Annotated in this window: 12 protein-coding genes; 6 read left to right on the top strand and 6 right to left on the bottom strand. The window is 60.0% G+C overall.

The genetic code is table 11. The annotated features are described in order from the left end of the window. Positions 1–330: 330 nt before the first annotated feature. Complete coding sequence (locus GWL_RS19665; protein WP_008333633.1) at positions 331–1,305, bottom strand: nitronate monooxygenase family protein; 975 nt, start codon at positions 1,303–1,305, stop codon at positions 331–333. 303 nt (positions 1,306–1,608) lie between these two features. On the opposite strand from GWL_RS19665, the gene GWL_RS23735 reads away from it, so the two are divergent. Next, positions 1,609–1,764: a hypothetical protein gene (locus GWL_RS23735; protein WP_008333632.1), complete on the top strand. Its 156-nt coding sequence runs from the start codon at positions 1,609–1,611 to the stop codon at positions 1,762–1,764. Between the two features lie 39 nt (positions 1,765–1,803). Here GWL_RS23735 and GWL_RS19660 read toward each other — a convergent pair whose 3' ends face one another. Beyond that, complete coding sequence (locus GWL_RS19660) at positions 1,804–3,141, bottom strand: ShlB/FhaC/HecB family hemolysin secretion/activation protein (protein ID WP_008333629.1); 1,338 nt, start codon at positions 3,139–3,141, stop codon at positions 1,804–1,806. 18 nt (positions 3,142–3,159) lie between these two features. On the opposite strand from GWL_RS19660, the gene GWL_RS19655 reads away from it, so the two are divergent. The 5 genes from GWL_RS19655 (at position 3,160) to imm45 (ending at position 8,890) form a co-directional block, all read left to right on the top strand. After that, positions 3,160–6,462 (top strand): hemagglutinin repeat-containing protein, encoded by a 3,303-nt coding sequence (locus tag GWL_RS19655; protein WP_008333627.1) that lies wholly within the window; start codon positions 3,160–3,162, stop codon positions 6,460–6,462. Next, positions 6,459–6,860 (top strand): hypothetical protein, encoded by a 402-nt coding sequence (locus GWL_RS19650; RefSeq protein ID WP_050978156.1) that lies wholly within the window; start codon positions 6,459–6,461, stop codon positions 6,858–6,860. Before GWL_RS19655 ends, GWL_RS19650 begins: the two co-directional genes overlap by 4 nt. A 333-nt stretch (positions 6,861–7,193) precedes the next feature. Continuing rightward, a complete protein-coding gene (locus GWL_RS19645; RefSeq protein WP_157174291.1) occupies positions 7,194–8,054 on the top strand; it encodes a hypothetical protein in 861 nt (286 codons plus the stop codon). Continuing rightward, positions 7,996–8,376, top strand: a complete 381-nt coding sequence (locus tag GWL_RS23130; protein WP_157174290.1) for an Imm41 family immunity protein — start codon at positions 7,996–7,998, stop codon at positions 8,374–8,376. The genes GWL_RS19645 and GWL_RS23130 overlap by 59 nt, the downstream gene beginning before the upstream one ends. A gap of 157 nt (positions 8,377–8,533) precedes the next feature. Beyond that, a complete protein-coding gene (gene imm45, locus GWL_RS24140; RefSeq protein WP_034351491.1) occupies positions 8,534–8,890 on the top strand; it encodes an Imm45 family immunity protein in 357 nt (118 codons plus the stop codon). Here the strand turns inward: imm45 and GWL_RS19630 are convergent. From GWL_RS19630 to GWL_RS19615, 4 genes are all read right to left on the bottom strand, one after another. Then, complete coding sequence (locus tag GWL_RS19630) at positions 8,874–9,782, bottom strand: hydroxymethylglutaryl-CoA lyase (protein ID WP_034351694.1); 909 nt, start codon at positions 9,780–9,782, stop codon at positions 8,874–8,876. The genes imm45 and GWL_RS19630 overlap by 17 nt on opposite strands. 52 nt (positions 9,783–9,834) lie before the next feature. Next, the gene (locus GWL_RS19625; protein ID WP_008333622.1) at positions 9,835–10,344 is read right to left on the bottom strand and encodes a YbaK/EbsC family protein; all 510 of its coding nucleotides are present in this window, start codon (positions 10,342–10,344) and stop codon (positions 9,835–9,837) included. Positions 10,345–10,432: 88 nt separating this feature from the next. Then, on the bottom strand, positions 10,433–11,362 hold the full coding sequence (locus GWL_RS19620; protein WP_008333621.1) for an MBL fold metallo-hydrolase: 930 nt from the start codon (positions 11,360–11,362) through the stop codon (positions 10,433–10,435). A gap of 10 nt (positions 11,363–11,372) precedes the next feature. Continuing rightward, the gene (locus tag GWL_RS19615; protein WP_008333620.1) at positions 11,373–13,388 is read right to left on the bottom strand and encodes an acetyl/propionyl/methylcrotonyl-CoA carboxylase subunit alpha; all 2,016 of its coding nucleotides are present in this window, start codon (positions 13,386–13,388) and stop codon (positions 11,373–11,375) included. Between the last annotated feature and the right edge of the window lie 21 nt (positions 13,389–13,409).

The following is a 13,409-nucleotide window of genomic DNA, read 5'->3' as shown; positions in this document are numbered from 1 at the left end:
GTGTGAGGGTGGCCACGGCATGCGGCGCCTTGCGTCTGCACGAAGCGAACAAGTACGACCGGACCTGGCCAGAGAAGTGCCGCGCGTTACAAAGTGAGATGAAAAATAAGAATTTGTCCGACAGACAATTCGTACAGGCCGACGCATCAAGCGTGGTACAAGAAGAGCCGCTGCCGCTTTGGACGCGCCAGCACCGGGCGCGTTCCCCAGTGCTGGCGAATGGCGGCCCATAAAAACAAAGGCGGACCCGGTAAGCGGTCCGCCTTTTACTTAGTTTTTCACACCGCTCATGACGGTGCGAAGCTCATCCGTTTCGATGAAAGCGTCGCCTCACAGCGACAGTCGCGCACGGGCTGCGCGATATTCCTGTTCCAGCCTATCCACCATCTCGGCCACCGTGGGTACATCTTCCATCAGCCCCACACCCTGGCCGGCGCCCCAGATGTCGCGCCAGGCCTTGGCCTTGCTGCCGCCGCCGGAGCCGAAGTTCATCTTGGTCTTGTCGGCCTCGGGCAGGTTGTCCGGATCGAGGCCGGCATTGACGATGGACTTCTTCAGGTAGTTGCCATGTACGCCAGTGAAGAGGTTGGTGTAGACCACGTCAGCGGCGGTGGACTCCACGATGGCCTGGCGATAGGCCTCGTCGACATTGGATTCGCGCGTGGCCAGCCAGCGCGAGCCCATGTAGGCGAAGTCGGCACCCATGGCCTGCGCCGCCAGCACGGCGTCACCCGTGGCAATCGAACCCGACAGGGCCAGCGGACCCTTGAACATCTTGCGCACCTCGCCCACCAGCGCGAAGGGCGAGAGCGTACCGGCGTGGCCACCGGCCCCGGCGGCCACCAGGATCAGGCCATCCACCCCGGCCTCCAGCGCCTTCTCGGCATGGCGCAGCGAGATCACGTCATGCAGCACGATGCCGCCATAGCTGTGCACGGCGTCCAGCATTTCCCTGGGCGGCGCGCGCAGGCTGGAGATGATGATGGGGACCTGGTGCTTGACGCAGGTGGCCACATCCTGGGCCAGGCGGTCATTGGACTGGTGCACGATCTGGTTGACCGCGATCGGTCCGACCTTGCGTTCCGGGTGTTCGGACTGCCACTGGGCCAGCTCCTCCTGCAACTGGGTCAGCCAGGTATCGAGCAACTCGGCCGGGCGGGCGTTGAGGGCAGGAAACGATCCGACCAGCCCGGCCTTGCACTGGGCTGCCACCAGGGCCGGGCCGCTGGCGATGAACATGGGCGAGCAGATGATGGGCAGGCGCAGATCTTGCAATGCTTTGGGGTAAGCCGGGGCTGGTGGCATGGTCGTCTCTCGGTGGTTGTCGTTATCTCAAGGCAACAGGGCTTGGCCCCATGCCGCTTTTGTCCGGCGATTATAGGACAAAAAGGGACAAAATATAACGGTCGTGCTTTTTGTTGCGCCAAGGTGAAATATTCAGGAAATTATTTATATGATTTACTGTCTTCCCTTCACCCTGTGCTATGTTTTCCACAAGCCTGGATTAAAAAAGGCCAAGCGGGCGCTACCGGGAGCGCCTTGCGGACCGGCTCAGCCGGAAGGGCCCAGCCCGAGTTCCATCTGTCGTCATTTGCCGTAGGGGGAATCATGCAACACTTTGATCTCGTCAATGTTCTCATCATCGTTCTGGCCGCCGTCGCACTGATTGGGGGCGCGGTGCTGCACAAGCGTGCACTGAAAAAGGCCCTGATCGAGTCCGACAAGCTGCCGGTGCGCGGTTTGCGGCGTTATCGCCAGCAATGAGGAGGGCGCTTGCGCCTTCCTTCTGCGCTTTTTCTTCGCTCAGTAAGACCATTGCAGGTTGAACCCGCCGGTCAGCGTACCGGTGGGAAATCCGTTCGGCTTGGACAGAGGCGTAGCAAGGAAGAGCTCGCAGCCTAGCCTGTCGATGCTGCCACGCCAGCCGATGACCGCGCCGCTGAGCCGGCGTCCGGTCAGATATTGCGTCAACGGTCCTGCTACCGCGCCGGTATCAAGACCGGCGTAGACTTCCTGCCCGCTTTCTCCCATCCCCCAGGACAACTCATTGCGCAGCAGCCAGCCTCGTTCGGCCTGCAGGCTCAGGTCGCCATCGAAGCCGCGCACCGTGTAGCGGCCACCGATGGCGAACTGATCCTGGGCGGGCAGCTTGCCCCGGTTCCATTGGGCGCGCGCCGTCGCACTGTAACGTAGCCGCGCCGACCCGATCGCCAGGGGCGCGTTGAGCGCTGCTTCGGCCTGCCAGAGACCGTAGCGCGTGGTGATCTGCGGCAGTTCCAGTTCATCCTCGGGCGGCTTGCCCTGGCGGTCCAGCGCGCGCCGATAGCTCAGGTTGATGTCGGCCACGGCCGACCCGATGAACTGCCGGTGACTCGCGCTCCACTCCCAGGCCGTCATCCTGCGCTGTTGCGGGCTCAGGACAATCTGGTCAACGAAGTTGACGGACTTGCGCAGTATGAGTCTGGCAGAGAGATGACTCTTGCTGGAGGCACTGCGCTGTACCAGCCGCGACAGTTTCAGTTCGCTGGTCTCGGCCTGCCCGCTGTAGAGCACTGCTTCGAAGGCACCGGCCACCGTCTGGTGATAGCGGCTGCCCGAGTGGGTTGCCGAGAGCAGCCAGTAACCGACGGGCAGGGAGTAATGCAGCGTATGGCTGCGACTGCCGCGGTCTCCGTAGCGCCCCAGGCTGCGCGTGAGACTGGCGTAAAAGAGATCATTGAGCGTCCACCAGTTGTCATACGCTACCGTCACACCAAGCTGATAGCGGCCAGTGGTGCGCGCACCGCCGTCGTCCAGCGAGGTCGAGAAGCGGAACGGAAAAGCCTGCCGGTATCGCACCACCAGATCGCTGTCGCCGGCTTGCGCATCGGCTTCTTCCGAGGGCGTGATCTCGATGTCGGCCTCGGCCGTGGGGACGCGCTTGAGGTTTTCCAACCCTTGCTCGATGGCCCGCAAGTCGAGCACCTCTCCCTCCGACAAGGGCAGTGCCGAAAACGTGTTGCCCCGCTCATCGGCACCCTCGGCCATGCGCACCTTGCGCAGCCTGCCAGGTATCACGGTCAGTACCACTCTGCCAGTCGAGAGATCCTGCGGCTGTGCCAGCACGCGCGTGGTGGTGTAGTCGCCGAAGGCGCGCTGCAAGTCGAGGCCGGACGTGAAGTGCGCATCGGCACCGCCAACGTCTCGGCCAGTGCACGTGACCAGGGCCAGCGCAGCAGCAGCGGGATCCTGACAGCCACGACGGTGCGCACCGATGACGCCAGCAGCACCAGCCGGGAGGCGGGCAGTACCTTCTCCGGGGATACCGTTCTTGTGCGCTCCGGGGACGATGTGAATGTTAAAGGCAGCCAGATCGTTTCTACGCAGGGGACGACCATCGTGGCGGGCAATGACGTGAACATTGTTGCCGCAAGCGAGAGCAGCACCCAGCGCAACTTCCGGCAGGAGACCAAGAGTGGCGTGATGGGGGCGGGCATCGGCGTGACGGTGGGCAGCCGTATGCAGAGCCGCGATGTGGATCGCAACAGCGAGACTGCGTCGGCATCGACCATTGGCAGCGTGCAAGGCGATGTGCGCATCGTGGCGGGCAATCGTTATACGCAGGTCGGTAGTGATGTGCTGGCACCGGGCGGCGACATCGACATCGTGGCCCGGACGGTCAGCATTCTTGCTGCACAGCAGGGCAGCCGTACCGTGACCGAGGACAAGTTCCGCCAGCAGGGGGTGACGGTGGCGGTGACCAGTCCGGTGTTGTCGGCGGTGCAGACGGTGCAGCAGATGGCGGAGGCGGCAGGCAAGACCAGGGACCGGCGCACGCAAGCCCTGGCCGCGGCGACGGCAGGACTGGCGGCATCCAATGCTGCGGATGCCGTGATCGCAGGCCAGGGCAAGACCATCAATGACAAGCCCAATCAGATTGCGACGGGCCCGACGGATCCCGCGACCGGGAAGACCCCAACCCGCGATGCCAATGCCGCCGACAAGGCCGGCGGCATCAACCTGGCTTTCAGCCTGGGCGCAAGCAGCAGCCAAGGCAGATCGGAGCAGACCAACAAGACGGTGCGCGGTTCAAGCGTGTCGGCAGGCGGAAGCGTCGCTATCACTGCCAACGGCGAAGGCGGCGACGGCGACGGCAACATCCTCGTCCAGGGCAGTGACATCAAGGCGGGAGTGGACGCTACGCTCAAGGCCGCCAATGAGGTCCGACTGATCGCAGCGCAGGAGACCTCGGAGCAACGCAGCCGCAACAGCGGCGCCTCGGGATCGGTGGGTTTCTCCATTGGCACGGACGGCTTGCTCTTCACGGCAAGCGCCTCCGGCAATCGTGGCAAGGGCGGTGGCGAGGAGGTCAAGCAGGTCAATTCTCACGTCGATGCAGGTAACAAGCTCAGTGTCGTCTCGGGCAGCGATACGACCATCAGTGGTGCAGTCCTGCGCGGCCGGCAGGTGGAGCTCGACGTGGGCACCAGCGGCCAGGGCAATCTGAATATCGCCAGCCAGCAGGACACCAGCACTTACCAGAGCCGCCAGCAAAGCCTGGGCGGCAGCGTCTCGGTGGGCATGGGAAAGATGGGCGGCAGCGCCAGCTACAGCCAGTCGAAGGTCAACAGCGACTATGCCAGCGTCATCGAGCAGTCAGGCATCAAAGCAGGTGATGGTGGCTTCCAGGTCAACGTGCGCGGCAATACGGATCTGAAGGGTGGCGTGATTGCCAGCAGCGAACAGGCCGCTGCGGAGAACAAGAACCGCGTGACCACCAGGACACTGACCCAGAGTGATATCGAGAATCGCGCGAGTTATGAAGCGCAGAGCATAGGCATCAGTGGCGGCTACAGCACGGGCAAGGATGGCGGCTTGTCAGCGCTGCCACCGCTGGTCGTTGGTGCCAGTGAAAGTACATCAAGCACGACCCGCAGCGGAATCAGCGGCGGCGTCATCAAGATCACCGATGAGAAGCAGCAGCAGGCGCTGACAGGCAAGACGGCAGAGCAGACGGTGGCCTCGGTGAATCGGGAGGTGAGCAGCAGCAAGGAGGGGAGCAATGCGCTCAAGCCGATCTTTGACAAGGAGGAGATCGAGAATCGTACGGCGATTGCGGCGGCCTTTACGCGGGAGTTGGGGAGCTTCCTGAACAACCGGGCGAAGGAGGCGGATGAGGCCAAGCGCAAGTTGGACGATGCGCTAGCGGAGGAGCGGAGCAAGCCGCTTGAGCAACGTGATGAAGTCAGATTACGGGGCCTGACGGAGCAGTATCTCGATGCCGAAAAGTGGTCTTCGGGCGGTATGTATCGTCGGTATGCGACGGCCATTGCAGGTGCGGTGACAGGCAATCTGAGTGCATCTTCATCGCAGTTTATCCAGGCGGCGGCCGTCAATTATCTGCAAGGGCTGGGCGCTGAACAGGTCAAGAGAATCGCTGACAACCTGCAGAGCGAAGCCGCACGATCCGCCTTGCAGGGCATCCTGGGATGCGCCGGTGCCATGGCCAAGGAGGCAGCGTGCGGTGCAGGTGCGCTGGGCGCATCGGCCGGTACCGTCATCAATGCGCTGCTGCAGTCTGCGGACCGGCCGGGCAGTCAGGAGAAGGAGTCGCGCACTAATCTGGTGACCAGCATCGTGGCGGGGATTGCAACGGCTGCCGGAAGCACAGCGAATCCGACGGCCACGCTCGCCGCCCAGCTGGAGGCAGAAAACAATGCCTTGGGGGTGAGCTACTCCAAACAATTCCTGAACAAGATCCGGGCTTGCGACGCATCGCAGGGGGCGTGCTTTGCCGAGCTGAAGGAAGACGCTGCGAAGCAAAGAAAATTGTTTACGGAGCAGTTGGAGAAAGGGTGCAGCGGAGCGGCGGCGACCCCCTATGCTTGTGAGGCGGTGATGAGCTCGGGGCAGGCTGCGCTGAGTGATCTTGCTCATGCGCTGTACTTCGCGAAGACGGAGGATCAAAAAGCGTACGTCAAGGCGCTGATTGTCGAACAGACCTTGGATATGGACCGGCAATTTCCCAATCTGGCGGCGCTGGGGGAGAGGGCTGGTTTTCTGGATCAGCTGGCGTTGCAATTGCAGCAGATGTGGACGGATGTCGGGCCTGCGGGGGCAAGTTCAGGGCTGATCAGTTCGGGGAATGTGGCGATAAGTCACGCGAGGGAAAAATATGTTCCTAATGCGGGTGCAGTGGCGAATATGAAAGAGTTTTTTGGCAAAACCAGTTTTGGTGAGGAGGTGCGGAAAAATGTTAGAAAATCAAATGCTATATATGATGGGCAAAGTATCTATGTCGCACAAAAACCTATTGGTAAGGAAATTGAGAAAGGCGATAAGTTGTATTTAGATGGCCTACATAAGGATCATCTTGAAGTATTTGATTCGACAGGAAAACTTCGGACCGTGCTTAACTTGGACGGTACTGTGAATGGCGATAAGTTGGCTGCGGCCCAAAAACAAGGGAGAAAGCTGAAATGAAAGAGATTAGCGGATTAGATTCTATTCAGTTGGCGTTTCTTGAGTTGACCTCAAGCATTGGCTTGACCATTGATGAAATGAACGCGGAGATAAAAGATGATGGGCAATTTGAATGGTTTATTGATTACGAAAATTCACTAAACGAACGGTATGAATACAACTCATCTAAGCTCCTAAGGTATTTCGATATTCACCGAAAGGCAAGAAAGAATAACGACCAGTTGACGGCTTTTGCAGCACTTCTTTTTGCGGGTGTTTCTGCTCACAATCTTAAAAATATATTTGAAAATATAGAAGGTGAAATTGATAAGGTGATGTTTCGAGATCCGCGATTCACGTGGCCTGATATCCCTGAAGGTTATAAGTTTCCGGAAGACTATCTAGAGGAGAAGTCTTAGGAAATATCATGATCGAAAAGTTTGTTGAATCTAATTCCTCAGCATTGCTTCGGCAGGAAACCACGTATTTTGACGGGCGCCAGCAAAGCCTGGGCAGCGCCTGCTAAAGCCAGTCGAAAGCTAAAAGCGACTATGCCGGCGTCATCAGTTATATCGCTGAACGGGAAATTGGAGTGCAGCTTAAATAGGGGACTAACTATATCTGAATCGCCGTCACAAAGATCATCTTGAAGTATTCGATAAGCACGGAAACTTTAAATCTGTTCTTAATTTGGATGGGACACGCAACGAGGTCAAGGCGAATGCTGCAAAAACGCAAAGGAGAAGACTGAGATGATAGATATACGCAGAATGGATTTGATTAAAGAAGTATTTCAGGACTTGTCCAAAAATCGGCAGCTGCTGCGGACGGAAATAAATGATAACAATGATGGCAATGAAAGATCGATCGTGTATCTCAACTACGATTTTTCGCTGAGCGAGAAGCTGAAAATTGAACTGTCGAACCTAATTCACTATTTTCAAATGTATCGACGTGCTCTTGGCGAACACGATCGGTTGGCGGCTTTATTCATGATCACCTGCGCTGGCGATCTGGCCCGGACGCTCTCGGATGTGTTCGGTGGTATTGAGGACGCTATTGATAAAGTGATGTACAGGGATCTGAGGTTCTCTTGGCCATCTGTGCCCGAGGGATACAAGATTCCCCAGCCATTGCTGGTGGCCGCCAAGGATAAATTGAAGTGTATGGCGGACTTTGGCAGTGCGGCCGATCACGACGTACTGATGTTCTGGGAAAGCTCAGGAGGAAAAATTGAGGTGGTGAAAAAAGATAGTGTCGATGTCATTCGTAAGACATTTATCGAGTCGGCCGAAAGCATTGGTGTATCGAGAAAGGAGATGAATGAAAGTATGGATGAGAATGATCATTTCGAATGGTGTATTGACTATCGGCACTGCCTGGGCGAGCAGCTAGAGGTAGATCTTGATGAACTTCTTCTCTTCCTTGAAGCTCATCGGATCGCGATCCAGCAGAACGATCAGTTGGCGGCGTACATAACGCTCCTCTATTGTGGAATCCATGCCCAGAATGTTTCCGGTTTTTTTCTAAACATTAAGGACGAGGTCGATAGGGTTGCTGTTTTGGATAAGAGATTTTCGTGGCCTCCCCGGCAGCCAAGATTGGGAGGGTAGCTTTTATGAAAGGCTTGTTGAGTACGGCGTTTGGGATGACGCTGAATTCTGGAAGCTTCATTCCGATCTCATTCGTATTGCTCAGGCCATTGATGGTGACACCATTGAAAGAGAGATCGCATTGGCCGTTATGCGTCTGTATATCAAAATTTCTTCGCTCATTTCGGCTCACTTTCGTCCGAACGATATCTATAGCATTGAGGACCTTAGTGAACTGCAAATTTCGGCGCGCAAAGAAAGACTAGACCTGGCGGTCATTGGAGTCTTTTCCGGCGAGATATTGGGCGAAGAACGGTTTGATCTGAGAAACCCGCTCCTTTAGGAATTAATGATTTAAGGAGAAGATTTTTGGAGAAAAGCGGGAATATGGTTTCCCCTGCTTAAAGTGCTTTGCCTCCCTACGAGCGGATTTTTCCATTAAGAAGCGCCCAGTGATTTGAAGAAGTTTATCTGGATGGACATGACCCGAGGATCAGACAATGGAATGGAGAAAACTAGTCGGAGTGGAGAACCATGACTATCTTGTGCACGGCGCAATCTTCCGGGCCAGAGCAGAGTGGCCGTACGAAAAATTTGTTGATTTCATGCTCGTAGACATGCCTGATGATGGAACTAGACATGCTTTGGTCGTTGCGTCTGGCAGGAAAGCCGGCTTGATCTTGGTGCGGCTCCCGCTGGAGTCTGGTTCTCCTAACGGGAACACGCTGTCGCAAACCTGGCTTATCGAGAATTGGGATAAGTGGGTTTATCCGCAATGCCCGGTTCAGGATGTCCATTTTCTCCCGCATTACGAGGCGGGAGATCCAGCGCAAATGTCTCTCACCCCACCCGCTTAGCCGCCAACGCATTCCCCACCCTGCTCGCCGACTTGCGTCCCAGCTGCTGCGAGATGAACTGCCCCGCCTCGGCCACCGCATCCAGATCAATCCCGGTCTCGATCCCGAGCCCGTTCATCATGTACAGCACATCCTCGGTCGCCACATTGCCGGTCGCGCCCTTGGCATACGGACAGCCCCCCAGCCCCGCCACCGACGCGTGATAGATGCTGATCCCCGTCTGCAGACTGGCATAGATATTGGCCAGCGCCTGCCCATAAGTATCGTGGAAGTGACCCGACAAACCTTCGATATGGAATTCACGAATCGCCGTCTCCATCACCGGCCGCACCTTGCCCGGTGTAGCTACGCCGATGGTGTCGGCGATGTCGATCTCGTCACAGCCCAGCTCGCGGAAACGCCGCACCACGTCGGCCACCGCCTCCAGCGGGACTTCCCCCTGGTACGGACAACCGAACGCACAACTCACCGCCGCACGCAGGCGCTTGCGGTGGTCCTTGGCGGCTTTGGCCACTTCGGCAAAACGTTCGATGGATTCGGCAATGGAGCAATTGATGTTCTTCTGCGAGAACGCCTCCGAGGCTGCCCCGAAAATCACCACCTCATCCACCCCCGCTTCCAGCGCCGCCTCGAAGCCCTTCATGTTGGGCACCAGCGCGGAATACACCACGCCCGACCTGCGCGTGATGCCGTGCATGACCTCGCTGGAGGTCGCCATCTGCGGCACCCACTTGGGCGAGACGAAAGAAGCCGCCTCCACATTCGGAAAACCCGCCGCCGAAAGCCGGTTCACCAGCTCGATCTTGACCTCGGCGGAAATGGTTTCCTTCTCGTTCTGCAAACCGTCGCGCGGTCCGACTTCAACGATCTTCACTTTCTTGGGCAGGCTCATCATGCGGGTCTCCGTTGGGGTTGTTGTGATGCGTGGCTGGCTGTCAACGCATTCAGTTTGCTACTGGCGCGGCATCCAGCCGCACATCAGCCACCGTGCCGCCGGTCATCTTCTCCAGCTGCGCGGCCGTGAGGTTGAAGACGGCATGCGGATGGCCGGCCGCCGCCCAGACACTGTCAAAGTTGAACAGGTCACGGTCGATCAGCATCACCGGCTTGACCACGTGGCCAATGGGGCAGACGCCACCGATGGCATAACCGGTGGTGTCCCGCACGAACTTGGCATCGGCCTTGCCGAGCGGGCCGGTCAGGGCCGTGACCTTGGCTTCGTCCACCCGGTTGGCACCGCTGGCAATGACCAGCACCGGCGCACCGTCAGCCACGCGCCGGAAGATGATGGACTTGGCAATCTCGGCCACGCTGCAGCCCACGGCCGCAGCGGCTTCGGCCGAGGTGCGGCCGGTCGAGGGCAGCATCGTGACCGGTTTGTCATGGCCCATCGCGGCCAGCAGGTCGGCAACGCGTTGGGCGGAAGAGGGCAGGGTGGCGGCGGTATCGTTCATGGTGGTTTAAAGTGGGCACAAGGCCCGCAGCAGGACAAGCCGGAAATGATAACAGCACCCCCGCCCCCTCTGCCGCGCAGGCCCGTATTCAGCGATCCAGCAGGAAGACCCCATCGCTGGCCGCCGCTCCCGCCTTCTGCAGTTGCGCTACGCACCAGTCGGCCAGGGCGGCATCCTCCATCTGCAGGAAGCGCGCATTGGTGATGCGCAACAAGGGGATCTCTCGCATCATCGTCGGCAAGTCCGCCAGTGCAATCCGACCACGTTCCAGCAGCAGGAATTTCACCAGGACCTTGACGCCATTGTGTGCATTGCGCAGCGGATCGGCCTGCAGATAATCCAGGCGCGAGAAGGCCTTCTCCAGCGCATCGTCCACCTCGGTGAAGGGCGCGCCATGGCCGGGAATCACGGTGCGCACATCGAGGCTGCGGATCAGCTCCAGCGTGGCGCGCGCCTCCTCGAAACCGGATTCGCCATCGAGCTCCGGAAAGATGATCCCGAAGCCGTTGCGCCACAAGGCATCGGCCGAGATCAGCACACCCTCCTGCGCGCAATACAGCAGCAGCGCATGCGGATCATGGCCCGGTGCAGCCAGGGCAGTCCAGTCGAGATCACCCAGGCGCAGCACATCGCCGCTGCGGATGAGCTGGTCATGCGCAAAGCGCGGGCAGCGTTGGCCGGTGGCGCGGTAGCTCAGGGCATCTTCGTCCCAGCGGCGCACCTTGTCATCTTCGGCGGCGGGGATGGCGATGCGGCAGTCATACGTCGCCTGCAGCGCGGCATTGCCGCCGCAGTGGTCCGAATGCAGATGGGTGTTGAGCAGCACATCGAGTCGCTTACGCCCGCGCTGGTGCAGCACGTGGCGCACCAGCGTCTGCGTCTGTTCGGCATGCGTGACGTAGCCGCTGTCGATCATGACGACTTCATCGCGGCCAAACAGCAGCACGTTGTTGGACGACAGCCAGCCCCGCTCCAGCACGTGCAGCGAGGGTGGCAGGCGCAGTGCGGACGTGTTCACGGTGCGTTGCTCACGCGGCCTTGAAGTCCAGCAGCTGCGCACCTTCGGCCACCTGATCGCCAACCGCGTAGCGCAGCGCTTCCACGGTGCCGGCCGAGGGCGCGGCGATGGTGTGTTCCATCTTCATGGCTTCCATGATGAGCAGCGGCGTGCCTTGTGCCACGCTCGCGCCCTGCTCCACCAGCAGCGCGACGATCTTGCCGGGCATGGGCGCGGTCAGGCGTCCGCCCTCGGCCTCGGCGTGGCCGGCGTGGGCCATCGGGTCGAGGTAGCGCAGGCTGTGCTGGCTGCGGCCATCGAAGAGGTGCAGCCATTGGCCCTCTCGCGCGACGTGGGCGCGCAGGGTGCGGCCATCCAGGTTGATGAGCAGGCTCTCCGTGTCACTCTCATGCAGCGCGAGGGTGTGCGTGCTGCCATCGACCTGCAACTGCCAGTGCTGGCCGTCTCCTGCATAGTCAATCTTCACGCTGCTGTGGCCCGATTCATCCTCGAAGGACAGCATGCGGCGCAGAGGCATATTGAGACGCCAGCCGCTGGTCTGTGCCCACGGATCGTTGTTGGCCTGACCGCGCTTTTCCTGTTGCAGCAGCGCGGCGGTGGCCAGCGCCAGCGTCTCGGTCGTGGGCCGGGCCGGGGTCGGGAAGAGGGTCTCGCGGTGACGTTCGATCAGGCCGGTATCGAGATCGGCTGTCGCAAATGCCTGGCCTGCGATCAAGCGCTGCAGAAAGCCGATGTTGGTCGCCAGCCCGACCACCTGGTATTGCGCCAGCGCCCGCGCCATGTTGCGCAGGGCCGCGTCGCGATCCTCGCCCCAGACGATGAGCTTGGCGATCATCGGATCATAGAAGGGCGAGATGGCATCGCCTTCGCGTACGCCCGCATCGATGCGTACGGCTGCGGGTTGCGTGGCGCCGGGCGCGGCCAGCGTGAATTCCACGGCGGGCGCGCTGCGCATGCGGGTGAGGGTACCGATGGAGGGCAGGAAGCCCTTCTCGGGATTCTCGGCATAGATGCGCGCCTCGATGGCGTGACCATGGAGGCGCAACTGCTCCTGCTTCAGTGGCAGCGCTTCACCGGCAGCGACACGCAATTGCCACTCCACCAGATCGAGTCCGGTAATCATTTCCGTGACGGGGTGCTCGACCTGCAGGCGGGTGTTCATCTCCATGAAATAGAAACTGCCATCCTGGTTGGCGATGAATTCCACCGTGCCTGCACCGACGTAGCCGACCGCACGGGCGGCAGCGACGGCAGCCTCGCCCATGGCCGCGCGACGATCAGGGTGCATGCCGGGCGCGGGCGCTTCTTCCAGCACCTTCTGATGGCGGCGCTGCACCGAGCAGTCGCGCTCGAAGAGATAGACGCAATGGCCATGGCCATCGGCAAAGACCTGGATCTCGATATGGCGCGGACGGGTCAGGTATTTCTCCACCAGCACGCGGTCATCGCCGAAACTGGAAATCGCTTCGCGCTTGCAGGAGGCCAGTGCCGCTTCAAAATCTTCACTGCGTTCGACCACGCGCATGCCCTTGCCACCGCCACCGGCACTGGCCTTGAGCAGCACCGGGTAACCGATGCGGTCAGCTTCGGCGCGCAGGAAATCGCTCTCCTGGCGTTCACCGTGGTAGCCCGGCACCAGGGGGACGGCAGCCTTCTCCATCAGGGCCTTGGCGGCGGATTTGGAGCCCATGGCATCGATGGCCGAGGCCGGCGGGCCGATGAAGACCAGGCCGGCATCGGCACAAGCCTGGGCGAAACCGGCGTTCTCCGACAGGAAGCCGTAGCCGGGGTGGATCGCCTGCGCGCCCGTGGCGAGGGCGGCGGCGATGATCTTGTCGGCACAGAGATAGCTTTCCTTGGCCGGTGCCGGGCCGATATGCACGCTCTCATCGCAGGCGACCACATGCTTGGCGTGCGCGTCGGCATCGGAATACACGGCCACGGTGGCAATGCCCATGCGGCGGGCGGTGGCGGCCACGCGGCAAGCGATTTCGCCACGATTGGCGATCAGGATCTTGGTGAACATGGTCTCTCCTCGGTGGCGCGC

The sequence above is a fragment of the Herbaspirillum sp. GW103 genome (genome assembly GCF_000261365.1).
Classification (GTDB): Bacteria; Pseudomonadota; Gammaproteobacteria; order Burkholderiales; family Burkholderiaceae_D; genus Herbaspirillum.
The sequence above is the reverse complement of the archived record's forward strand: the minus strand, read 5'-3'. Positions and strand labels throughout refer to the sequence as shown.

What these genes read in the sequence shown, in the direction of transcription:
- GWL_RS19665 (WP_008333633.1), bottom strand. Translation starts at nt 1,305, where the DNA reads ATGCCACCAGCCCCGGCTTACCCCAAAGCATTGCAAGATCTGCGCCTG.
- GWL_RS23735 (WP_008333632.1), top strand. Translation starts at nt 1,609, where the DNA reads ATGCAACACTTTGATCTCGTCAATGTTCTCATCATCGTTCTGGCCGCC.
- GWL_RS19650 (WP_050978156.1), top strand. Translation starts at nt 6,459, where the DNA reads ATGAAAGAGATTAGCGGATTAGATTCTATTCAGTTGGCGTTTCTTGAG.
- GWL_RS19645 (WP_157174291.1), top strand. Translation starts at nt 7,194, where the DNA reads ATGATAGATATACGCAGAATGGATTTGATTAAAGAAGTATTTCAGGAC.
- imm45 (WP_034351491.1), top strand. Translation starts at nt 8,534, where the DNA reads ATGGAATGGAGAAAACTAGTCGGAGTGGAGAACCATGACTATCTTGTG.
- GWL_RS19630 (WP_034351694.1), bottom strand. Translation starts at nt 9,782, where the DNA reads ATGAGCCTGCCCAAGAAAGTGAAGATCGTTGAAGTCGGACCGCGCGAC.
- GWL_RS19625 (WP_008333622.1), bottom strand. Translation starts at nt 10,344, where the DNA reads ATGAACGATACCGCCGCCACCCTGCCCTCTTCCGCCCAACGCGTTGCC.
- GWL_RS19615 (WP_008333620.1), bottom strand. Translation starts at nt 13,388, where the DNA reads ATGTTCACCAAGATCCTGATCGCCAATCGTGGCGAAATCGCTTGCCGC.